Genomic DNA, 20,456 nt, shown 5'->3' on the forward strand with positions numbered 1-20,456 from the left:
GCATGTCATTCACGCTGCCCGGCGCCGCCTGAACATCGCCTGAACGTCTCGCACCCCGTTGTTTCCGGGGAGCCCACGCGCATGACAGGGTGGCTGACGCCGTCCGCAGCCACCACCACGTCAACGAGGACTGCCGTGACGTTGTCCCGCGTGGAGGCAGCCAGGGCCGCCCGCAACAGCCGGGACACGACACGGTCAGGCTCCCCCTCGTCCCCAAGGATGCGGTTGATCAGTTCGGGCTCGACCACCCCGGACAAACCATCGGAGCACACCAGCAGCCGGTCGCCGAGCTGCACCGGCACGGTGATGCTCTGGACGCCCGAGAGGTCGTCTGCTCGGCCGTGCAGGGCGGCCAGGAGCGTCGACCTCAGCGGATGGGATCGCACCTGCGCGTCGGTGATGGTGCCGGCATCCTTGAGCGACTGCACGAGCGTGTGATCCCTGGTCAGCTGGACCAGTTCTCCAGCCCGGCACAAGTACAGCCGCGTATCGCCGACGTGCATCACATGGATGCATCCGTTCGTGCCCAGCGCGGCCGCTGTGAGGGTCGTAGCCATCCCCGTCAAGCCCGGTCGACGGGTCTTGGCCACCTGGAGGCAGCCGTTGGCGACCGCTGCGGCTCGGCGCAGTGCGTCGGGCTGATCTGCGCTCGGCCACGCCTCCGCCGTCCGTGCCAGCGAGTCGATCACCAGTGACGATGCGACCGCACCGCCGACCTTCCCGCCGACACCGTCCGCGACGGCTATGAGGGAAGCAGACGCCAGCGCGGCGTCCTGGTTGTCCGTGCGAGGCCCGACAATCGATCTGGCTGCTCCTTGGAACGCCAGGCGGTGCGCCCCGGCCCAGGCAGTGCCGGCAGCGGCCGGCGGGCTGACAGGTCCGGACACCCCTCCCGTCCGGGCGGCTGAGGTGTCGAGAACGAGGCCGAATGTGCTGGTCATGACACCAGGTTCCGCGTCGTGGCTGAGAGGCGATTGAGAGACGACCGGGATACCGCTCCGAAGCACGGTGAGGACCGACCCCCTCGGATTCACGTGGTCACTCCGGGCGGGCTTCCCCTTCGCTGAGCAGGCTCTCAGCGGCTCAGCCGCGACACAGGATCGGCGCCGCATCGTGGTCATCACCGAGGCGCCACCCGGTGCCTGGTGTCAAGGAGGAAGAGATGAACCTGCGTCGGAACAAGGCCAAGCTTGCCGCAGCCGGGCTGCTGGCAGCCGTCGTCGTCGGCGGCGGTGCGTCGATCGCGGCGGCGGCCGGCCCCAGTTCGTCCACGATCTCAGCGGACCAGCAGCAGACCGACGGCGAGCACGCCGACGGTCCCGATGGCGGCGCCGGGAGCGCACAGGAGGCTTCCGACCCCACCTTCACCGGCACGGTTCCGGCCCCGGCTGAGACCGAGCAGCCCGACGGACAGGAGAACTCGGGCAGCGACGGTCAGGAGCAGGCAGCGTTGCAGAAGCTGGCCACCCTGTCCCAGACACAGGCGGAGCAGGCAGCCCTGACCGCCGTGCCCGGCTCCGTCGCCGAGACGACGCTCGACGCCGAGAACGGCTTCGTGGTCTACAGCGTCGAGGTCAACGGTGCCGACGGCACGGTGACCGAGATCCTGGTGGACGCCGGCAACGGGACGATCCTCGCTCAGCAGGCACAGGATTCCGGTGACCCGGCCGACGTGGCCGACCAGCCGGAGCAGGCCGGCGACCAGCAGGACTGACCGAGTCAGCTGGTTCCGGTGCCGCCTTGCGGCACCGGAACCGGCCGCCCTCGCCGCGACCAGAAGGCTGCCAGCTCGTGCACAGCTTCACGACCGACCCTGATCCCATGCCGATGTCAGCCCTCGCCCCGGTCCGCCGGCCGAGGGCACTCGCTGCCCGGCTCTGGACCGTCACCGGCCTCCTCGGTTTCGCCGCGCTGCTCACCATGGTGCTCACGACCGAGGGGGTCGCCGAGGGCGACCGCCCCGTGCTGCGCTGGCTGATCGACCACCGCACCGGCTGGTTGTCCCGAGCCCTCGAGGTTGTCAGCAGTCCCGCCATCGCGGTCGGCGTCCCGGCACTTGCCTTCGTCGGAGCGCTGACTGTCGGGCTGGTCCGCCGCAGGTGGCGCCCGTTGGCCACCCTGGCGGTCGCCTTCTGTGGTGGTGCGCTGCTCAGCACCGGACTCAAGTTGGTGATCGGCCGGGCCCGGCCTTCGACAGCCTCGATGTTCGGGACTCAAGCATCGGGCTGGAGTTTCCCCTCCGGACACACGCTGCTGACCTCCGTGCTCCTGGGCGCGCTCGTCCTGCTCGCCTGGCCGCACCTCCGCACGAGAGCACGCCGTTTCCTGGCATGCGCCGGGGCCGCCACGGCTGCGGCGGTCATGGGACTCAGCCGCCTGTACCTAGGCGACCACTGGCTGACCGACGTGCTGGCCTCCTACGCCCTGGCTGCGATCGTCCTGGGCGCCACTGCTTGGTTGACCGCCCGCACGACCAGAGGAGAGGAACAGTCATGACCGCAGTGCCCGACGCCAGCAACGACGCAATCGGATCGCACACCCCGCCGCGCGTGCGCGCGTCGGACACCGACCGAGCGGCAGTCGCGGCCCTCCTGCAAGAAGCCGTGGCGCGTGGCCTGCTCACCCACGACGAGGGAGGAGAGCGGCTGTCCACCGCGTTCGCTGCCCGCTTCGTCGACGAACTGCCGCCGTTGACCGCGGACCTGCCACCGACGCCCGAACCGATCCCTGCCTCTCCGGTCGGCTGGCTGCGGCTGGGGTCGACTCTGGCGGCGCAGCTGCGCTATGAGGTCCAGACCAGCGTGGCGTCCGGCGTGCGCTCGCGACGGTTCGTCGTCATGCTCCTCGCTGCCGTGCTCCTGATCGGGATGCTCGTCACGGTCGGAGTCCTGGCCGCGCACGGACTTCTCGACGGCGGATACGAGCATCACCTCGACATCGATCGACGTTGAGTTCCGCCGCTGTGCTACCTCGCCGTCACCTCCTGGGATGTGACCGTGCTGGGCACGGCAACAGCCGGCGTCTGCGTGGTCGACCCGGCGTCGGTCCGGCCGCTGCTCTTTGTTGTCGGTGAGGGACTGCAGCCTGATCCCCGCTCCGTGCGGGGCGACGAGTAGGAGGGCTCGGGCTCCCGCCCGTTCAGCGTGGACGGCACGGTCCGTGGCGCTCGTCGTCCTGACCGTGGTCCTCGGGCCTCACCAGAGTTCGTCGACAACGATGGCTTCCTCACATCGGTGCTGCTCCACCTCGCACCGACCATCCGGGTCCGCCGAGGGACGACATCCGGTGATGACAGAAGGGGGTGCGCCCGCCGTGGACCCCGGTAATTAGGGCAGGCTAACCTCCAGCCACCCTAGTCGGAGGAGCTCCCCGGTGATCGCCAACTACTTGATCGGCCTACGCGAAGGTCTCGAGGCCGCCCTCGTGGTCAGCATCCTGGTGGCCTACCTGGTGAAATCCAACCGCCGGGACCGGCTTGGCCCGGTGTGGATCGGCATCGGCGTGGCGGTCGTCCTCAGCCTTGGGTTCGGTGCGCTGCTGACCTTCACCTCCAGTCAGCTCAGCTTCCAGGCGCAAGAGACGTTCGGCGGCATCCTGTCGATCATCGCGGTGGGCTTCGTGACGTGGATGGTGTTCTGGATGCGCCGCACCGCGCGATCGCTGAAGGCTGAGCTCGGCGGCCGACTGGACGCCGCACTGGCGATGGGCACCGGCGCGCTGGTGCTGACCGCGTTCCTGGCCGTCGGCCGCGAAGGGCTGGAGACGGCGTTGTTCATCTGGTCGGCGGTAGAGGCGACCGGCCAGAACACCCAGCCGGTCGCCGGTGCCGCGCTCGGGCTGGGCACCGCGGTGGTTCTCGGCCACCTGTTCTACCGGGGAGCGTTGCGGATCAACCTGGCCACGTTCTTCCGCTGGACCGGCGCGATCCTGATCGTCGTAGCTGCCGGCGTGCTGTCCCACGGCGTCCACGACCTACAAGAGGCGGGGATCCTGCCCGGCCTCAACACCGTGGCGTTCGACGTCTCCGGAGCGGTGCCGCCGGACAGCTGGTACGGGACCTTGCTGCGCGGCACGGTCAACTTCACCCCGGTCACGACTTGGCTGCAGGCGATCGCGTGGCTGGCGTACATAATGCCGGTCTTTGTCCTCTTCCTGCGGCCTACGCGGCGTCCTGCACCTGCGGCCACCACGTCCTTGGTGACTGCTTCGCCTGCTCGCTGACTTTCTCCTCGGACCTCCAACCAGCGCCAAGAAACACCCACTATCTCGACGACGACGCCGGCCGGTGTTCAGCCGCGACCGCCTGCGGTGTCACCACCGCGTTCGTCGCATGGCTTGCCCGTACGGTCCCCGGCCATGCGCGTCCGTCTGCTGTGGCTCCTCACCCTGCTCATGGTGGCTGCCTGCTCCCGCAAGGACGGGTCCGCAGTCCGTGCGGACTCCACCACACCAGCGGAAGTGACCGGCGCCAGACCGGCCAACACCCTCACGCATGTGTTGTGCTCGACGGCCCGACGAACGGCTGCGGAGACGAACAGATCACCGTCGAGGTCGGCAGTGGAGCACCGCAGCGCCCGACGGCGGCCGTGGTCGGCTCGACATTCTCTGGATTCGACTGCGCCTTCCAGTTCGACATAGAGGTGCCTGTCCTGCCCTGCTACGAGGTCGCAATCGATGGAGCGCCGATAGGTCGCTATCCAGGAAACGGCGCTCCGGAGCGGCTCGACATCGGGCTCATCGACTCGGACAACGTCTTCGGCACGGAGGGTGGCTGCGTTCCACCGACGCCGTACAGCGACAGCGAATACTGCTGATCGCAACCGCCCGGACGTCACTCGACCGAACCCACCTGGAACTGCTCGACGAAGCTTGTCACCGTCTCAGGCGATCGACAGCGCTGGGCGCCCGTCCAGTCCCGGGGCTCACCCGAACCGCCGGCCATCAGGACGTCCCTGAGCCAGGGCAGCGTCGAGATCGACGGCGAGCCGGACTCGGCCGTCAGCCCCGACGAGGCGTGCTGCTGTCGCCGTCGGCCTTCTTGCCTCGACGTGGCTCCCACGCCGGAGTTGGCGAGCGGGGCAGCTCTGGCAGCGGGGGGTGGAGCGGCAGCACGTGATCTGCTTGCGGTGGGCCATCAGGCCTTCGCGGCCGGCGCGGTCTCGTGGACATGGGCGGACGCCGCGCCGCCATGCTCGAACCGCCCGGCCCCCGCACCGGCGCGGCGCCAGGCTGCGCCCCGCAGCAGGCGTAGTCCGTTGAGTCCCACCACGATCGTGGATCCTTCGTGGCCGGCCACGCCGAGCGGCAGCGGCAGGATCCAGATGAGGTCCCAGGTGACCAGGACCGTGATGACGGTCGCGGCAAAGACCAGGTTGGCCTTCACGACCCGGTGGGCCCGTCCGGACAGGTCGATGATCTTCGGCAGGATGGCCAACTCGTCGCGCACGATGACGGCGTCGGAGGTCTCCAGCGCCAGGTCCGAGCCGTGCCGCCCCATCGCCACCCCGAGGTCGGCAGCGGCCATCGCGGGAGCGTCGTTGACGCCGTCGCCGACCAGTAGCACTCGGTGACCCGCCGCCTGCAGCCCCCTGACCTGTTCGACCTTGTCGGCGGGCAGCAGTCCGGCGCGGACGTCGGGGATCCCGACCTCCTCCGCCAACCCGCGCGCGGCGCCGCGGTTGTCGCCGGTGAGCAGGACCGGGGTGGTGCCGGTCAAGGCGGTCAGCGCGGCCACGGTGGCACGGGCGTCGGGTCGCAGCCGGTCGGCCAGTCCGAGAACACCGACGGGCAGGTCATCGAGCACGACGACGACTGCGGTGCGCCCGGATGCCTCCAGATCGGCGACGGCCTTCCGAGCGCGTTCAGGCGCCTCGTCTGCGGTGAGGACGGCTGGATTGGTGAGCAGTGCCGGGGAGCCCACCCGGACGACGCGGCCCTCGACGGTGGCGGTGACCCCGCGGCCCGGGGCGGAGGTGAAGTCCTGTGCCTGGGGCAGGTTCAGGCCCCGGTCGTGGGCTGCGGCCACGACGGCGCGGGCCAACGGGTGCTCACTGGGTCGCTCCGCCGCGGCGGCGAACCGCAGTAAAGCGTCGCCGTCGATGCCGGTGTGACCCAGCGGGGTCACCTCGGCGACCCGGGGCGTGCCCTCGGTGAGGGTGCCGGTCTTGTCGAACGCGACGACGGTGACGTCGCGGAACTTCTCCATCACCACGGCGGACTTCACGAGCAGACCGTTGCGGCCGGCGTTGGCGATCGCCGACAGCAGCGGCGGCATGGTGGCCAGCACCACCGCGCAGGGGGACGCGACGATCATGAAGGTCATCGCCCGCAGCAGGGCTGGTTCGAACTCCGCCCCGAGCGTCAGCGGGACGCCGAAGATCAGCAGAGTGGCGACGACCATGCCGACGGAGTAGCGCTGTTCCACCTTCTCGATGAACAGCTGCGTTTGCGCCTTGGTGGCCGAGGCCTCCTCGACCATGGCCACGATCCGGGCCACCACCGAGTCGGCCGCGGCGCGGTCCACGCGGACCCGCAGGGCGCCGGTGCCGTTCAGGGTGCCGGCGAAGACCTCGTCGCCGGTCTGTTTGAGCACCGGCAGCGGCTCACCGGTGATCGACGCCTGGTCGACCTCGCTGGCGCCCTCCAGCACCTCCCCGTCGGCGCCGACGCGTTCGCCGGGGCGCACCAGGATCACGTCCCCGACGGCGAGGTCGGCGGTGCCCACGACATCCTCGGTGCCGTCGTCCCGGACCCGGGTGGCCTGCTCCGGGGCAAGGTCGAGCAGGGCTCGCACCGAGTCGGCGGTGCGGCGGGTCACGAAGGCCTCCAGCGCCCCCGAGGTGGCGAAGATGACGATGAGCAGCGCCCCGTCGAAGACCTGACCGATAGAGGCCGCCACCAGGGCCGCAACGATCATGAGGAGGTCGACGTCGAGGATCTTCTCCCGCAGCGCCTGCAACCCGGCCAGCGCCGGCTCCCACCCGCCGGTGACGTAGGCGCCCAGGTAACAGGCCCACCACACCGCCGTGGGGGCGCCGGCCAGCTGGAAGCCCCCGCCGACCGCGAACAGCACGGTGGCGGCGGCCGCCCAACGCACCTCGGCCATCGACAACAGCCCCCACAAGCCCGACCGCACCCCGCTCGCGGCGCCGCGCCGGACATCGGCGCCGGGCGGAGTGGACAGGGTCGAGGTCATGCGACACCCCAGGGTGCCGAAGCGGTGAACACCCACCCACTCTAAGCATGAAGACGTGTTCATGCTCTCTGGCGATATGCTGACCCGATGAGCCACGGGCCAGAGGCACGCACACGCGCGGCTCGCCTGGATCTGGCCGCGGCGAAGGCTGTAGCCGAGACACTGCAGGCATTGGCCACGCCCAGCCGGCTCCTCATCCTCGGCCGGCTCCGGGAAGGCCCTGCCACGGTGAACCAGCTCGCCGCGGACGTAAAGATGGAGCAGTCCGCGGTCTCCCACCAACTGCGGCTACTGCGCCACCTCGGCCTGGTCGACGGGCAGCGTCACGGCCGGAGCATCACCTACGCCCTCTATGACGACCACGTCGCCCAGCTGCTCGACGAAGCCGTCTACCACGCAGAGCACCTCCGGCTCGGTGCACCCGACCGCAGCGCCGGCTGACAGACCCACATCAGTCAGTCCTCGCGTGCCTCCGTGGGCATCGCGGGGGTCAACCGATCGTGCATCCCGCCCCGGTGGTAAGCCAGCCCCTGCGCTGGATAGCCCGCCCCCAACAGGCCCCGGATCGCGTTCGGCGACTGCGGGCACTGGGGGTCGTTGCAGAGCACAACGGACACCCGGCCCGGGTCGAGTTCGTCCCGGCGGTCGATGATCTGATCGTGGGGAATGTGCACCGAACGCGGGATCGTGCGCCCCCAGAAGGAGCCGCGGGTGTGGCCGTCGATCACGAGGGCGCCCTGCTCGACCATCTCGGTGAGTTCGAACTCGCCGACCGTCGGCACGCCGAGTCAGGCGTGCAGCCGTTGCAGCTCTGCGCGGTTCTTGGCGCCGGACCCGCCCTCCACGTCGCATCCGTCCTCCTCGCTCCGGTGAGCGGGGGGCCAGTCAGGTCGCGGTCAGAACGCCCATCATGCCGTTGTCCTCGTGGTCGAGGATGTGACAGTGGTAGACGGTGCGGCCGGGGTAGCGGTCGAATGCGACGCGCACGGTCACCTGGCTGCCCGCGGGGATGTTGACGACGTCGCGCAACATGACCTCGTCGAGGGGCTTACCGCCCTCGGCGACGACCTGCATGGGCCAGACGTGCAGGTGCATCGGATGGTCCATGGACGAGGCGTTGGTCAGGGTCCACTCCTCCACGGTGCCCAGCTGCACGGCCTGGTCGACCCGTTCGGGATCGAACACCTTGCCGTCGATGGTGAACTGCACGCCCCCGCCGCCCATGCCCATGGCGAAGGTGAGGTCGCGCCGGCCGCCGACCGTCAGGCCGCGCAGGTCGCGCGCCGAGGGCTGCGTGGCGACGGGAGGAAGGGCGGCCACCGCGGCGCCCGTGACATCCAGGGTCGCCAGGGTGATCCCTGCGCCGTCGGACGACGTCGAGCCGGCCATCATGCCGCCCGTCCCGCCGCGGTCGTACGGCAACGCCTGCAGGACGCCGGAGCCCTCGTTGGCGGTGACGAGCAGGTCCGACCGGTTGCCGGGGGCGAGGACGACTCCCTCGACGTCCCGTGGTTCTGGGTAGCGGCCGGAGTCGAGGCCGAGCAGCTGCAGCTGCTGCCCGTCCAGCCGCAGCCGCAGGTAGCGGGCCGAGCAGGCGTTGACGATCCGCCAGCGCTCCCGCTCGCCCGGTCGGGCGGTGAGCACCGGCCGCGACTGGCCGTTGATCAGGAGCAGCTCCCCCTCGCGGCCAGCCATCCGCGCCATCGCCGACGGCGCAGACACCCGGCCGGATCCGTCGAGGGTCAGATCGGAGATCACCAGCACCCTCTCGCGGGTCACCGCCACCGGCTCGGGGTCGCCGACGACGATCGCGCCGTAGAGACCGCCGAACACCTGGTCGGCGACCATGCCGTGGTGGTGCGGGTGGTACCAGTACACGCCGGGGGGATGGTCGTCGGGCAGCTGATGGTCGTAGTCGAAAGACTCTCCCGGTTGCACGACGACGAACGCATTGTCGCCGTTGCCTGCCGGCGAGACGTACAGGCCGTGAACGTGCAGGTTGGTGGGGGCGTCGAGGTCGTTGACCAGCCGCACCTGCAGCCGGTCACCAGGCTGCAGGTACAGCGTCGGCCCGGGGAGGCCGCCGTTGTAGCTCAGCGTGGTCGAGTCTCGCCCGGCGACCCGGGTCGGCCCCTGGGCCGCTCGCAGGGTCACCTGGAGTCCGCCGCCGCTGCTGCGGAGCAGCTCGGGCTCGGTCAGCGCGAGACCCGGTGCGGTGTCGAATCCGGCGGCGGACTGCCACGTCAAGCCGGCGCCCCCGGCCACGGCGCTGAGCAGGCCTAGGCCGCCCAACTGAAGGGCGCGCCTGCGGCTGATCGGCTGCACTACTCGTTCTCCCCCAGTGCGGTGAACCGCTCCCGGTACTCCTCGGTGGTCAGCTCGCCGCGGGCGTAGCGCTCGTCGAGCACTTCCCGCGCGCGGCTCCTACCCGACGGCCTGGCATCCGCGCGGGTCGAGTCGTCCTCGCGACGGACGCCGCCGCCGAGCAGCCGGACCACCACCACGATCACCAGCACAATCCCGATGAGCATCAGCAGCCAGAAAATCCACCCCCAGCCCATGCCCGATCCGTAACCCATCACGATGTCCCTCCTGGTCGACACTCTTGGCCGTGTGCGGGCAGCCGCCCGTTACGGGGTCATCTCTCGCGGTCCGCGCCGGAACCGCCGTGGGCAGCGGATCGCCCCTCAGCGCCGGCGGTCGCGCGCCGATGGTGCTTCCGATCCCGGCCGGCTCGGCGCCATCGACCGGAGGAGTAGGAGATCAGCCAGGCGAGTCCGGGGGCAGGGTTCACCGCGAAGGCCACCACCCGCGCGGTGCTGCTCGACCAGCCACCGCCGACAAATGGCGGCCGTCGACCCTGGCCTCGACGAGCCGACCGAAAGGACGTGGTGCGCGGTGCCGGCCATGGGTGCCGTCCTCCTTGTCATGTCGGTTGCCCGCTGGTCTCAGCCGGTCGCCGACGGGTTGACCAGGGCCTGGACCACGACGAACGCTGCGACCGCGAACACGAGGTAGGCGAACCAGCGGCGAAGCCGTTCGGCCGGTAGCCGGGAGGCGAACTTCGCCGACGCAAGCGAGCCGACCACCGCGGCCAGGGTGAAGGCCGCCGCGATCCGGTAGTCCAGCGCGGCATCGCCCGCGTGCGCGGCGAACCCGGCCACCGAGTTGATCACGATAATGACCAGCGAGGTGCCGACGGCGACAGTCATCTCCAGCCCGAGCAGCAGAACCAGCGCGGGGATGATGAGGAAGCCGCCGCCGACCCCGAACAGCCCGGTCAGGAAGCCGACCACCACGCCGGATCCGATGGCCTTGGGCAGGCACCCGCGCCAGTTCACCCCGCCACCGGGAAGGGCGCAGTCCCCGCCGACCGCGGTCTGCTCACGCAGCATCCGCACCCCGGCGGCGACCATCAGCGCGGCGAACCCGATCAGCACGACCCGGGGGTCGAGCAGCCGGTTGACCGCGGCCCCGGCGAATGCGGCCCCCGCGCCCGCCGCCCCGAACACTCCGGCGATCCGCCAGGCAACCTGCCCCTGGCGCAGCCGCGGCAGAACGGCAGTGGCCGAGGAGACGCCGACGACGAGCAGGGACGTCGGGACGGCGACGGCCAGCGGAGTGCCCACGCCGTAGACCAGCGCGGGGACGGCGAGGATGGACCCACCCCCGCCGAGCAGCCCGAGCAGGATCCCGATGACCAGACCCAGGCCCAGCGCCGCGGCCATCAGCGTCCCTGCCCCCGCCCGTCGTCGGTCACGCCGCCCGCCGGCGTTCGGGCAGTTGGTCGATGACCTCGGCGGCGGTGCGCTGGTGGGGGCCGCGGTTGTGGGGCAGTGCGGCCAGGATCCGGCCCATGGTGCAGGTGTCGGTGAGCGCCGACAGGGTCAGGCCGGCGCCGACGCCACCGGCAAGAAGTGCTGCCTTGGGCGCGCGCAGACCCGCACCCACCCCGGCCACCACCAGCGACCCGGCGACGAGGCGGACCTGCCGCTCCAGTGACCACCGCGTACGACCACGGATCACCTCGCCGCCGGCCGCGGCGTGCGCTGGGACGCCCCCGCCGAGCACGTGCACGTTAGCCGCGCCGACACCGGTGAGACGCTGCTGCGCCTCGGCCGCCCGCGTCCCCGACTGGCACACCAGTACGACCTTGCGGTCCAGCCGTGCGGCGAGCTGGGCTGCGTGCTCGCCGAGCAGGTTCAGCGGAACGTTGTAGGAGCCGGCGATGTGCGCCGTCTCGTACTCCGCCGGGCTGCGGACGTCGATCACGGTCACCGCGTCGGGGTCGCGCAGCCAGTCGAGCACGGTCGCCGCGTCGATACGGTCAGGGCTAGGGCTGTGCATGGATGTCCTTCTCGGATGCGTGGGTGAGTGTCGTCGGTCGAGGTGCTGGTCAGGCGGAGTCGGCCCGGTTATCGGCTTCTGCCGGCCGTTCCTCCAGGCCCGCCGTGCCGGCGTTGTCGTAGGAGTCGTTGATCAGAACCACCTGCCGGCCTGGGCGGTCCAGGACGGAGGCGGCGATCGAGGCCCGGTAGCCCGAGCCGCAGTAGACCCACACCTCTCCCTCGGGCACCTCGTCGATCCGGTCGTCCAGCTGGTGCAGCGGGATGTGCCGGGAGCCGCGGACGTATCCCTGGGCGCGCTCGTCGTTGCGGCGGGCGTCGAGAACCTCCACCGGCCCCCGGTTCATGGCCGCGGCCAGCCCGCCGAAATCGGTCACCGGGTAGGACCGCAACGGCGCGCCGTCGGCCAGGGTCCCGATGTCGCCGACCGCGACGCCGGCGAGCTCGTCGACGCCGATCCGCACGAGTTCGCGGCGCGCGTCGGCGACCTGGTCCTCGCTCTCCCCGATCAGCGTCAGCGGCGTGCCGTAACGGTAGAGCCAGCCGAGGTAGGTGACGAAGTTGCTGGACAGCTCGAACCCCAGCGACCCCGTCAGGTGCCCGGCCGCGAACGCGGTGCGCTCCCGCAGGTCGACCACCCACTCCCCGACCTCGATCCGCCGGCGCAGCTCGCCGGGATCGACCGGTGCGGGCCGGGACAGGTCGACCGGCGCGGGGCCGCGGCGGTTGATCGGGCCCATGTGCGCGTAGTAGGCCGGGTAGGCGTCCAGGCCGGCCAGCAGGGTGTCGACGTAGTCCTGCTCGGCCAGGGTGAGCGCCGGGTTGACCTTGACCTGGTCCCCGACGGTGGAGTCGGTCCCGCTGGTCGGGGTGGCGGAGCAGAAGCTGCCGAACCCGTGGGTGGGGAACACCGCCGCCTCGGCGGGCAGTTCGCGGGCCAGACGCTGCACCGAGTGGTACTGGGCATGGGTCAGGCCGAGGGTGTCCTCGGGGGCCACCAGGTCGGTGCGGCCGGTCGCGCCGTAGAGCATCGACCCGCCGGTGAAGACGCCCTGCACCTCGCCCTCGGCGTCCTCCAGTGCATAGCTGACGTGGTGGTGCGTATGTCCTGGGGTGTGCAGCACCCGAAGCCGCATCGTTCCCGCCTCGAACACCTCCCCGTCGCTCACCGCGAGGTGGTCGAACTCGACGTCGCTGCCCTCGGCCAGCACGTAGGCCGCGCGCGTCTGCCTGGACAGCTCCAGACCGCCGGTCACGTAGTCGTTGTGCACGTGGGTCTCCAGCACGTGCGTCACCCGTACCCCGCGCTCGGCGACCAAGGCCTGGACGCGGTCGATGTCGCGCTGCGGGTCGACCACGACGGCGACGTCGCCATCGGAGACCAGGTAGCTGCGGTCCCCCAGGCTGGAGGTCTCGATGGTCTCGATCCGGATCATTTCTGCTGCCTCTTCCCTACCCCGTAGGGTACTGGTCCGGTAAATGAAGATGGTTGCCGCTTCACGCGACGGTCCCCGGCCGGCCCTCCGGAGTGACGACCGGGAGTCCGGCGTTCGCCCACTGCTTCATGCCGCCGTCCATGGTCTGCGCGTCCCAGCCGGCCTGCGTGAGGAGCTCGGTCGCCTTGCCGGCGCGCCCGCCGCTGCGGCAGACGGTGACGACGGGACGCTCGCGGTCGAGTTCGCTGACGCGGGCCGACAGTTGCCCCAGCGGGATGTGGTGCGCGCCGTCGATCCGCCCGGCGGCCCATTCGTCGTCCTCTCGGACGTCGAGCAGCTGGACCTCGTCGCGGCGTCCGTACACGGTCGTGGGTTCCATCGGTGCTCCTTTCCTACGGATCTCCCTAGCCGCCGAGCGGCGACCGGGTCATGGCGTTCGTCAGGCGAGGGAGAGGAAGAGCCGCTCGAGTTCCGCCTCGTCGAGACGGCGCGCGCCCGTGTCGTCCTGCACCATGCACTGCCGCATACCGGTGGCGATGATCTTGAATCCGGCGCGGTCCAATGCCCTGGATGCGGCGGCGAGCTGTGTGACGACGTCGGAGCAGTCGCGCCCCTCCTCGATCATGCGGATGATCCCGCCGACCTGGCCCTGCACGCGCTTCAAACGCCCGAGCACGTCACCGAGCTGCGTCATGTCGACGTCCATCTCTCCACCTCTCCTGCCGGGTACCCCCGGGGGTATCAACACTCAGGCTACCGGAATGTTCCCGGAGCCGCAGATCCCCTCCGCCCCGTGCACGAGATCGCTATCGCCCGGCGACTTCCGGCCCTTGTTACGACTCTGTACGACCGCCTTCAGGGGAAAGTTCTGACCACTGGGGCGGCCGCCGTGCTGGGAGTACGGGGTGCGGCACTGTTCGCAGCCGCGCCGTGAGCGGATCAATGATCTGCACGGTCGCCCAGCCGGGTCTTGACTCGACCGACCCGTAAGTCGTAGCTTTCCGTTCGTGTCCGCTTACCAAGCACGGGATGGCTGGGAGGCGCTCGGGGATCCCACCAGGCGCGCCATCGTGGCGTCCCTGGCCGAGCGACCGCGAGCTGTCGGCGAACTCGCCGACGAGCTGCCAATCAGCCGGCCCGCGGTATCCCAGCACCTGAAAGTGCTGAAAGAAGCCGGCCTGGTAACCGACCGCGCAGCCGGCACCCGCCGGGTCTACCGCCTCAGCCCGGAGGGCCTCGGCGCGCTTCGCGACCAGCTCGAGACGTTCTGGAACCGCGCGCTCGACGGCTATCAGGACATTGCCGAACAACCGACCGAGGAGAGGCCATGACCCAAGCAGCTGACGTGGTGGTCCGGAGGCAGATCGTCGTCCAGGCACCGATCGACAAGGCTTTCACGGCGTTCACCGAGCGCTTCGGCGACTTCAAGCCGCCGGAGCACAATCTGCTCGGCGTACCGATTGCCGAGACTGTGTTCGACCCGCAGGTGGGCGGCCACATCACCGACCGGGGCACCGACGGCAGCGAGTGCCGCTGGGCGACCGTACGGGCCTACGAACCCCCCACCCGAATCGTGTTCAGCTGGGACATCAGCCCCCAGTGGCAGATCGAGACCGACCCGGACAACACCAGCGAGGTCGAGGTCCTGTTCATCGCCGAGACCTCGCAGCGCACCAGGGTGGAGCTCGAGCACCGCAACCTCGACCGGCACGGCGACGGTTGGCAGTCCGTACGCGACGGAATCGCCGACGACGCCGGCTGGACGCTGTACCTCGACCGCTATGCGGCCCTGTTGACGGCGGGCAGCTGAGTGGCGCCGATCGTCACGACCACCGAGGTCGACCGGTCGGCGACCGACGTCTTCGCCTACGCGACCGACCCAACACTGTTCCCGGAGTGGCAGAAGGGCGTCGTGGATGGGCGCATGGACCACGCCGGGACCCCAGCCGTGGGCGCGCATTGCCTGACCACCCGGCGCATCGGAGGCACCAGCCGGGCCTCGACCAGCGAACTCACCCACATCGACCCGCCGAGGACATGGGGCGTTCGTGGCATCGACGGACCTATCCGGGCCACCGTCGACGTCACCGTCGAGCCGCTGACTGCCGACCGGTCACGCCTGACCATCGCCGTCGATTTCAACGGCCATGGCATCGGCAAGGTTCTCGTCCCGCTCGTGGTCCGCCGCGAGGCGCGGAAGGAGATGCCGGCCAATGTGGCGGCCCTGAAGCGACGCCTCGAAGGCACGCGGTAAGTAGAGGCCCGCCTTAGACCCTGCGCGGCCATGCGGACTCGAGGCGGGGGCAGGCGCCGGACTCGAACTCGACAGGAAAAGCGCCCCGCCCAACGCGGGAGGCGTCTCGATCCCGTCGCTCGACGCCGTGCAGGGCGGCGTTCGGTTCCCCGTCACGGCCGGGTCAGTTCCCACGGTCGAAGGACGGCTGGGTGGCCGTCACCCGCTCGCTCATGGCTGCTGTACGGAGGGGCTGGCTCTTAGGAGTGGTGTGACACCGTCCCCCAAGCGGCGAAGATGCCGATTTTCGCGGTGACCCCGACCGAGGTCGTCGATGCAATGCACTACTGCATGCCGAGCGAGTCGTAGCCGTGGTGGACCAAGCGTGCCCTCGTGAAGAACTCCTCCACCTGGGCAGGGGTGAAGCCCAGCCAGAGGTCGGCCTGTTCCGTGCGCATCCACTCGTAGGAATGTTCCATCGCGTCGGTGACCGCGATCGTCCCGCCCGGCCGGACCACCCGCGCCATCTCGGTCACCATGGCCGCCGGGTCCGCTGCGTGGTGCAGCACCATGTTCGCCACCGCGATGTCCGCGCTGTCATCGGGCAGGGGGAGGTTGTCGAGGTCGCCTTCCATCAGGGTGACGTTGTGCACGTCGAGCGCGGCGAGGTTGTCGGCTGCCACGGCGAGCATCGCGGGAGAGTTGTCGACCCCGATCACATTGGCCACGCGGCCGGCGAGCCCCGCTGCGACGAAGCCGGTGCCGGTGCCGACGTCGATCACTGCGGAGTCGGGGCCGGCGGTGGTTCGCTGCGCCAGGGCCTCGATGACGTCAGCGTTGTAGAAGCTCGACCGCATCTGGTCCCACTGGACCGACACCGCTCGAAGAACGCTTTGACGTCTGCACTGTCCACGCCCGCGAGCGTGGCACGGATCGGTCGGAGGCGCCGCCGCCGCCCCGAGCTCGCGTACAAATCCTCAAACGAACACTTGACTAAGGTGGGGTTCGGCGGGATGCTCTGCGCATGAGCCGACAGGCGGCCAAGAATGTGCTCTTCGATGCCTTCGCCGAGACGGCGCAGGCGTTCGGCAGTGGCCGCCGTGCCGAGATCGTCGACGTGCTCGCCCAGGGCGAGCGACCGGTGGACGAGGTCGCTGCCCAGGTGGGGCAGAGCGTCGCGAACACGTCGCACCATCTGCGGACGCTGGCCCGCGCCGGGCTGGTGTCCACGCGTCGCGACGGCACGCACATCTACTACCGGCTCGCGAGCGACCGGGTGGGCGAGCTCTGGGCAGCGCTGCGCGGCGTCGCCGTGCAACACGTCGCCGGCTTGGAGCAGCTGGCCACGGCGTACCTCGGCGACCGCAGCGAGCTCAGGACGGTCGACCGGGCGGAGCTGGCGGCTCTGGTTGCCGACGGGGAGGTCATCGTGATCGATGTCCGGCCGGCGCCGGAGTACGCCGCCGGTCACATCCCCGGTGCCTGGTCGGTGCCGCCCGAGGAGGTGCAGCGCTACCTCAGCGAACTGCCCACGGGTCGGGAGGTCGTGGCCTATTGCCGCGGGCCCTACTGCGTCTACGCCGACGATGCCGTGCGGGAACTGACCCGTCACGGCTTCCGGGCCCGGCGGCTCGAGGACGGGTTCCCGGAATGGAAGCGGGCCGGCCTGCCTGTAGCGGCCGGGGACAGGGGCTGATCATGTCGAGCACACCGGATCTGCTGGTCGATCCTGTCGCGCTGCGGGAGCAGGTGAAGGACAAGTACCGGGAGGTGGCCGCCGATCCGAGTCGGTCCTTCCACTTCCACACCGGACGCGGACTGGCCCGGCGACTCGGCTACGACGAGGACGCCGTGGCCGCGTTGCCCGACCGGGCCGTCGAATCGTTTGCGGGTGTGGCCAACCCCTTCGAGCGTCGTCGGCTCGCCCGTGGCGATCACGTCGTGGACATCGGCTCCGGCGCCGGGTTCGACTCCTTCCTGGCCGCCGCGCAGGTCGGGCACGCCGGCCGCGTTGTCGGCGTGGACATGACCCCGGAGATGCTGGCGAAGTCGACCGCGACCGCCGCCGAACTCGGCCTCGACCACGTCGAGTTCCGTGCCGGCCTGGCCGAGTCCCTGCCGGTGGAGGATTCCTGGGCCGATGTCGTCATCTCCAACGGCGTCATCAACCTGTGCGCGGACAAGCGCGCCGTCCTCTCCGAGATCCGCCGCGTGCTCAAGCCCGGCGGCTGGCTTCAGTTCGCCGACATCGCCAACGGCCTCCCGGTGCCGGAGGGCGCGCTTCGCGACATCGATCTGTGGACCGGCTAGATAGCCGGCGGGCTGCCCCGTGTGGGCTGGCAGAAGATGCTCACCGAGATCGGCTTCACCGACATCGCCATCGGCGACCCGGTCGACACATTCGGCGGCGCCGGAGGCGAGACCAACGCGCGCGCCTACGAGGTGTACGGCTACTCCTTCCTGGCGCGCAAGCCGGATGCCCACTAGGTCCGCCCGAGTCACCGCACCGGCCACGGCGGTCCGGTCCACCAGGAGGCAGTCGTAGTGGTCGAGGTCATTCCGCTGGTCGACAGCGGGCTGGGTAACAGTGCCTACCTGGTCGGTATCGGCGGTGGCCGCGCGCTGGTGATCGACCCCAGCCGGGATCTGCGCGCGGTGGACGCCGCCGCCGAGCGGTACGGGCTCCACGTGGTCGCCGCGGCGGACACCCATCTGCACGCCGACTTCCTCACCGGGGCGACCCGGCTGGCCGCCCGCGACGACGCGACGGTGTATGCCTCGGCCGTCGGCGGGCGGGAGTTCCCCCACACCGGCCTGGGCGACGGCGACGAGGTCGACCTCGGCGGGCTGACGTTGCGGGCCTGGGCGACCCCGGGCCACACCGGCGAGCACGTCGCCTACCTGCTGCTCGACGGCGCGATGACCCTGGGGGTGTTCACCGGCGGCTCGCTGATCGTCGGCGCCGCGGCCCGCACCGACCTGGCCTCACCGGAGCAGACCGAGCCGCTGGCTCGCGCCCAGTACGCCTCGCTGCAGCGGCTGGCCACGCTGCCCGACGACACCCCGGTGTGGCCGACGCACGGTGCCGGCTCGTTCTGCTCCGCGCCGCCGGGTGCGGAGCGGACCACCACCATCGGCCGCGAGAAGGCGTCCAACCCGCTGCTGGCCGCACCCGATGAGGACGCGTTCGTCACCACGCTGCTGGGCAGCCTGGGCACGTTCCCGCCGTACTTTCTGCGACTGGCCGAGATCAACCGCCGTGGGCCGGCACTCCCCCCGGCCGGCAACGCCCTGCCGTCGCTGACGGTTGATCAGGTGATGGGGGCCGCCGGCGCCGAGATGATCGACGTCCGTCCGCCCGTCGACTACGCCGCCGGGCACGTCCCCGGCTCGCTCGCCAACACCCTGAGGCCGGCGTTCGCGACCTGGCTGGGGTGGCTGGTCCCCGACCCCGCGACGCCGCTGATGTTCGTCCGCAACGACGATCAGGATCCCGAGGAGATCGTCTGGCAGGCGCGGAAAATCGGCTACGACCACCTCGTCGGCGAACTCGCCGGTGGCATCTCCGCCTGGGTCGCCGCCGGGCAGCCGGTCGCCACCGTCCCACTGCTGGACGCCGGCGACGTGGACCCCGCCCGGGTCGTCGACGTCCGGCAGGTGAGCGAGTACGCCGGCGGACACCTGCCGGCCGCCCGCAATGTCGAGCTCGGCTCGCTGCCCAGCGTGAACCTGCCGGCCGGGCCGGTGGTCACGATGTGCGGGCACGGCGAGCGGGCCACCACCGCCGCCAGCGTGCTGGAGCGAGCCGGCCACTCCGGCGTCGCCGTCCTCGCCGCAGGCGCCGACGAGTGGGCGACGGCCACCGGCACCGCTCTCGAGGTGGCCGGGTGAGCGCACCGGTGGACGACGCCGGCGTCGCCTGGCCGAGGCCGGTCGGTGCACCGCCGGTGCGGCTCGGGCTGCGCGCCAACCATGCCCAGTTCATCCTGCTCGTCGCCGTCAACGCACTCGTCGGAGCGACGCTGGGCCAGGAGCGGACCGTCGTGCCGCTGCTCGCCGAGCAGACGTTCGGCCAGTCGGGCTTCAGCTCCGGACTGCTGTTCATCGTCGCGTTCGGGCTGGTGAAGGCCGTCACGAACTTCTTCGCGGGCACGTGGTCTGACCGGTTCGGCCGCAAGCCGGTGCTGGTCGCCGGGTGGCTGATCGCGTTGCCGGTGCCGGCCATCCTGATCTGGGGCCCGAGCTGGTGGTGGATCGTCGCCGCCAACGTGCTGCTCGGCGTCAACCAGGGACTGACCTGGTCCACCACCGTGATCATGAAGATCGACCTGGTCGGCCCCAGCCGCCGCGGCCTCGCGATGGGGCTCAACGAGGCAGCCGGCTACGGGGCGGTCGCCGTCACCGCGCTGGCCACCGGCTGGCTGGCCGCGGCCTACGGGCTGCGCCCGGCGCCCTTCCTGCTCGGCGCCGCCGCCATCGCACTCGGCCTCGGCCTGTCTGGGCTGGCGGTCAAGGAGACCCTCGGGCACGCCCGACTCGAGGCCGCACAGCACGTCACGACCGACGGCGACCTGCACGCCGAACTGTCCACCCGCGAGGTCGCCGTCCTCACCTCGTTCCGGGAGCGGGCAATGTCTGCGGCCAGCCAGGCCGGCCTGGTCAACAACGTCAACGACGGCCTGGCCTGGGGCCTCTTCCCTGTGCTGTTCGTCAGCCACGGGCTGTCGGTCGGGCAGGTCGGGGTCCTGGCCGCGCTCTACCCGGCCGTGTGGGGGGCGGGACAGCTGATCACCGGCGCCCTGTCGGACCGGATCGGCCGCAAGTGGCTCATCGCCACCGGCATGTGGGTGCAGGCCGCCGCCCTCGGCCTGGGAGCGATCGGCACCACGTTCAGCAGCTGGGCCCTCGCGGCGGTGCTGCTCGGCGCCGGCACCGCGATGGTCTACCCGACACTGCTCGCCGTGATCGGCGACGTCGCCCACCCGGCCTGGCGCGCCCGCTCGGTAGGCGTGTACCGGCTGTGGCGCGACGGCGGGTTCGCCGTGGGTGCGCTGCTGGCCGGCGTCCTGGCCGACGCCTACGGGATCCTCACCGCGATCTGGGTCGTCGCCGCGCTGACCGGCGTCTCCGGCGTCGTCGTCGCGGTGCGGATGTACGAGACGCACAGTCAGCCCGCCGGCGCCTCCGGTCCGGCCGGCCCGGTGGGATAGTCCCCGCGTGGCAGGCTGCTGCAACCCGCGCGGATG

The 20,456-nt window shown here is 70.8% G+C and carries 24 protein-coding genes and 1 pseudogene; 14 read left to right on the forward strand and 11 right to left on the reverse strand.

Features of this window, described 5'->3' with window-relative positions; genetic code table 11:
• Positions 1-5 precede the first annotated feature (5 nt).
• Positions 6-941: a protein phosphatase 2C domain-containing protein gene (locus E4P38_RS00270; protein ID WP_167760373.1), complete on the reverse strand. Its 936-nt coding sequence runs from the start codon at positions 939-941 to the stop codon at positions 6-8.
• Positions 942-1,162: 221 nt separating this feature from the next.
• Here E4P38_RS00270 and E4P38_RS00275 point away from each other — a divergent pair, with 221 nt between their 5' ends.
• The 5 genes from E4P38_RS00275 (at position 1,163) to E4P38_RS00295 (ending at position 4,814) form a co-directional block, all read left to right on the forward strand.
• Positions 1,163-1,714, forward strand: coding sequence for a PepSY domain-containing protein (locus E4P38_RS00275; RefSeq protein ID WP_135129730.1), 552 nt, complete (start codon positions 1,163-1,165; stop codon positions 1,712-1,714).
• A gap of 107 nt (positions 1,715-1,821) precedes the next feature.
• On the forward strand, positions 1,822-2,496 hold the full coding sequence (locus E4P38_RS00280; protein ID WP_135129731.1) for a phosphatase PAP2 family protein: 675 nt from the start codon (positions 1,822-1,824) through the stop codon (positions 2,494-2,496).
• Positions 2,493-2,951: a DUF1707 domain-containing protein gene (locus tag E4P38_RS00285; protein WP_135129732.1), complete on the forward strand. Its 459-nt coding sequence runs from the start codon at positions 2,493-2,495 to the stop codon at positions 2,949-2,951. Before E4P38_RS00280 ends, E4P38_RS00285 begins: the two co-directional genes overlap by 4 nt.
• A gap of 421 nt (positions 2,952-3,372) precedes the next feature.
• On the forward strand, positions 3,373-4,221 hold the full coding sequence (gene efeU, locus E4P38_RS00290; protein ID WP_135129733.1) for an iron uptake transporter permease EfeU: 849 nt from the start codon (positions 3,373-3,375) through the stop codon (positions 4,219-4,221).
• Between the two features lie 278 nt (positions 4,222-4,499).
• Positions 4,500-4,814, forward strand: a complete 315-nt coding sequence (locus E4P38_RS00295; RefSeq protein ID WP_135129734.1) for a hypothetical protein — start codon at positions 4,500-4,502, stop codon at positions 4,812-4,814.
• Between the two features lie 320 nt (positions 4,815-5,134).
• Here the strand turns inward: E4P38_RS00295 and E4P38_RS00300 are convergent, their stop codons facing one another.
• Positions 5,135-7,195, reverse strand: a complete 2,061-nt coding sequence (locus E4P38_RS00300; protein ID WP_135129735.1) for a heavy metal translocating P-type ATPase — start codon at positions 7,193-7,195, stop codon at positions 5,135-5,137.
• Between the two features lie 87 nt (positions 7,196-7,282).
• On the opposite strand from E4P38_RS00300, the gene E4P38_RS00305 reads away from it, so the two are divergent.
• Positions 7,283-7,636, forward strand: coding sequence for a metalloregulator ArsR/SmtB family transcription factor (locus tag E4P38_RS00305; RefSeq protein ID WP_135129736.1), 354 nt, complete (start codon positions 7,283-7,285; stop codon positions 7,634-7,636).
• Between the two features lie 14 nt (positions 7,637-7,650).
• On the opposite strand, the gene E4P38_RS00310 is transcribed toward E4P38_RS00305, so the two are convergent.
• The 8 genes from E4P38_RS00310 to E4P38_RS00345 form a co-directional block, all read right to left on the reverse strand.
• Entirely contained in the window at positions 7,651-7,977 is a 327-nt protein-coding gene (locus E4P38_RS00310; RefSeq protein ID WP_135129737.1) for a rhodanese-like domain-containing protein, read from the reverse strand.
• A 103-nt stretch (positions 7,978-8,080) separates the two neighbouring features.
• The gene (locus tag E4P38_RS00315) at positions 8,081-9,442 is read right to left on the reverse strand and encodes a multicopper oxidase family protein (RefSeq protein WP_245160694.1); all 1,362 of its coding nucleotides are present in this window, start codon (positions 9,440-9,442) and stop codon (positions 8,081-8,083) included.
• A 77-nt stretch (positions 9,443-9,519) separates the two neighbouring features.
• On the reverse strand, positions 9,520-9,774 hold the full coding sequence (locus tag E4P38_RS00320) for an SHOCT domain-containing protein (RefSeq protein ID WP_135129739.1): 255 nt from the start codon (positions 9,772-9,774) through the stop codon (positions 9,520-9,522).
• Positions 9,775-10,143: 369 nt separating this feature from the next.
• Entirely contained in the window at positions 10,144-10,923 is a 780-nt protein-coding gene (locus E4P38_RS00325) for a sulfite exporter TauE/SafE family protein (protein WP_135129740.1), read from the reverse strand.
• A 28-nt stretch (positions 10,924-10,951) separates the two neighbouring features.
• Positions 10,952-11,542, reverse strand: coding sequence for a rhodanese-like domain-containing protein (locus tag E4P38_RS00330; protein WP_135129741.1), 591 nt, complete (start codon positions 11,540-11,542; stop codon positions 10,952-10,954).
• Positions 11,543-11,591: 49 nt separating this feature from the next.
• Entirely contained in the window at positions 11,592-12,977 is a 1,386-nt protein-coding gene (locus E4P38_RS00335) for an MBL fold metallo-hydrolase (RefSeq protein ID WP_209308847.1), read from the reverse strand.
• A gap of 61 nt (positions 12,978-13,038) precedes the next feature.
• Positions 13,039-13,356 carry a rhodanese-like domain-containing protein gene (locus E4P38_RS00340; RefSeq protein WP_135129742.1) on the reverse strand — a complete coding sequence of 106 codons (318 nt, stop codon included), beginning with the start codon at positions 13,354-13,356 and terminating at the stop codon, positions 13,039-13,041.
• A 60-nt stretch (positions 13,357-13,416) separates the two neighbouring features.
• Complete coding sequence (locus tag E4P38_RS00345; RefSeq protein ID WP_135129743.1) at positions 13,417-13,683, reverse strand: metal-sensitive transcriptional regulator; 267 nt, start codon at positions 13,681-13,683, stop codon at positions 13,417-13,419.
• Between the two features lie 301 nt (positions 13,684-13,984).
• On the opposite strand from E4P38_RS00345, the gene E4P38_RS00350 reads away from it, so the two are divergent.
• The 3 genes from E4P38_RS00350 to E4P38_RS00360 are packed head-to-tail and all read left to right on the forward strand — an operon-like array spanning position 13,985 to position 15,231.
• Positions 13,985-14,308 (forward strand): metalloregulator ArsR/SmtB family transcription factor, encoded by a 324-nt coding sequence (locus E4P38_RS00350; protein WP_135129744.1) that lies wholly within the window; start codon positions 13,985-13,987, stop codon positions 14,306-14,308.
• Positions 14,305-14,787, forward strand: a complete 483-nt coding sequence (locus tag E4P38_RS00355; RefSeq protein WP_135129745.1) for an SRPBCC family protein — start codon at positions 14,305-14,307, stop codon at positions 14,785-14,787. The genes E4P38_RS00350 and E4P38_RS00355 overlap by 4 nt, the downstream gene beginning before the upstream one ends.
• Positions 14,788-15,231: an SRPBCC family protein gene (locus tag E4P38_RS00360; RefSeq protein ID WP_135129746.1), complete on the forward strand. Its 444-nt coding sequence runs from the start codon at positions 14,788-14,790 to the stop codon at positions 15,229-15,231. It abuts the gene before it with no gap.
• A gap of 323 nt (positions 15,232-15,554) precedes the next feature.
• On the opposite strand, the pseudogene E4P38_RS00365 reads toward E4P38_RS00360, so the two are convergent.
• A pseudogene (locus E4P38_RS00365) lies at positions 15,555-16,097 on the reverse strand (class I SAM-dependent methyltransferase); the annotation flags it as partial.
• A gap of 137 nt (positions 16,098-16,234) precedes the next feature.
• On the opposite strand from E4P38_RS00365, the gene E4P38_RS00370 reads away from it, so the two are divergent.
• The 5 genes from E4P38_RS00370 to E4P38_RS00385 are packed head-to-tail and all read left to right on the forward strand — an operon-like array spanning position 16,235 to position 20,420.
• On the forward strand, positions 16,235-16,906 hold the full coding sequence (locus tag E4P38_RS00370; protein ID WP_135129748.1) for a metalloregulator ArsR/SmtB family transcription factor: 672 nt from the start codon (positions 16,235-16,237) through the stop codon (positions 16,904-16,906).
• Between the two features lie 2 nt (positions 16,907-16,908).
• Positions 16,909-17,520, forward strand: a complete 612-nt coding sequence (locus E4P38_RS00375) for a methyltransferase domain-containing protein (protein ID WP_167760374.1) — start codon at positions 16,909-16,911, stop codon at positions 17,518-17,520.
• Between the two features lie 21 nt (positions 17,521-17,541).
• A complete protein-coding gene (locus E4P38_RS22670) occupies positions 17,542-17,697 on the forward strand; it encodes a hypothetical protein (protein ID WP_167760375.1) in 156 nt (51 codons plus the stop codon).
• 57 nt (positions 17,698-17,754) lie between these two features.
• Positions 17,755-19,101, forward strand: coding sequence for an MBL fold metallo-hydrolase (locus tag E4P38_RS00380; RefSeq protein WP_209308848.1), 1,347 nt, complete (start codon positions 17,755-17,757; stop codon positions 19,099-19,101).
• Positions 19,098-20,420 (forward strand): MFS transporter, encoded by a 1,323-nt coding sequence (locus E4P38_RS00385; RefSeq protein ID WP_209308849.1) that lies wholly within the window; start codon positions 19,098-19,100, stop codon positions 20,418-20,420. The genes E4P38_RS00380 and E4P38_RS00385 overlap by 4 nt, the downstream gene beginning before the upstream one ends.
• Positions 20,421-20,456: the final 36 nt, after the last annotated feature.

The sequence above is a fragment of the Blastococcus sp. CT_GayMR16 genome, from assembly GCF_004570875.1.
Taxonomy (GTDB): Bacteria; Actinomycetota; Actinomycetes; order Mycobacteriales; family Geodermatophilaceae; genus Blastococcus_B.

What these genes read in the sequence shown, in the direction of transcription:
- E4P38_RS00335 (WP_209308847.1), bottom strand. Translation starts at nt 12,977, where the DNA reads ATGATCCGGATCGAGACCATCGAGACCTCCAGCCTGGGGGACCGCAGC.
- E4P38_RS00355 (WP_135129745.1), top strand. Translation starts at nt 14,305, where the DNA reads ATGACCCAAGCAGCTGACGTGGTGGTCCGGAGGCAGATCGTCGTCCAG.
- E4P38_RS00340 (WP_135129742.1), bottom strand. Translation starts at nt 13,356, where the DNA reads ATGGAACCCACGACCGTGTACGGACGCCGCGACGAGGTCCAGCTGCTC.
- E4P38_RS00275 (WP_135129730.1), top strand. Translation starts at nt 1,163, where the DNA reads ATGAACCTGCGTCGGAACAAGGCCAAGCTTGCCGCAGCCGGGCTGCTG.
- E4P38_RS00325 (WP_135129740.1), bottom strand. Translation starts at nt 10,923, where the DNA reads ATGGCCGCGGCGCTGGGCCTGGGTCTGGTCATCGGGATCCTGCTCGGG.
- E4P38_RS00370 (WP_135129748.1), top strand. Translation starts at nt 16,235, where the DNA reads ATGAGCCGACAGGCGGCCAAGAATGTGCTCTTCGATGCCTTCGCCGAG.
- E4P38_RS00375 (WP_167760374.1), top strand. Translation starts at nt 16,909, where the DNA reads ATGTCGAGCACACCGGATCTGCTGGTCGATCCTGTCGCGCTGCGGGAG.
- E4P38_RS00330 (WP_135129741.1), bottom strand. Translation starts at nt 11,542, where the DNA reads ATGCACAGCCCTAGCCCTGACCGTATCGACGCGGCGACCGTGCTCGAC.
- E4P38_RS00300 (WP_135129735.1), bottom strand. Translation starts at nt 7,195, where the DNA reads ATGACCTCGACCCTGTCCACTCCGCCCGGCGCCGATGTCCGGCGCGGC.
- E4P38_RS00345 (WP_135129743.1), bottom strand. Translation starts at nt 13,683, where the DNA reads ATGGACGTCGACATGACGCAGCTCGGTGACGTGCTCGGGCGTTTGAAG.
- E4P38_RS00320 (WP_135129739.1), bottom strand. Translation starts at nt 9,774, where the DNA reads ATGGGTTACGGATCGGGCATGGGCTGGGGGTGGATTTTCTGGCTGCTG.
- E4P38_RS00285 (WP_135129732.1), top strand. Translation starts at nt 2,493, where the DNA reads ATGACCGCAGTGCCCGACGCCAGCAACGACGCAATCGGATCGCACACC.
- E4P38_RS00270 (WP_167760373.1), bottom strand. Translation starts at nt 941, where the DNA reads ATGACCAGCACATTCGGCCTCGTTCTCGACACCTCAGCCGCCCGGACG.
- E4P38_RS00280 (WP_135129731.1), top strand. Translation starts at nt 1,822, where the DNA reads ATGCCGATGTCAGCCCTCGCCCCGGTCCGCCGGCCGAGGGCACTCGCT.
- E4P38_RS00305 (WP_135129736.1), top strand. Translation starts at nt 7,283, where the DNA reads ATGAGCCACGGGCCAGAGGCACGCACACGCGCGGCTCGCCTGGATCTG.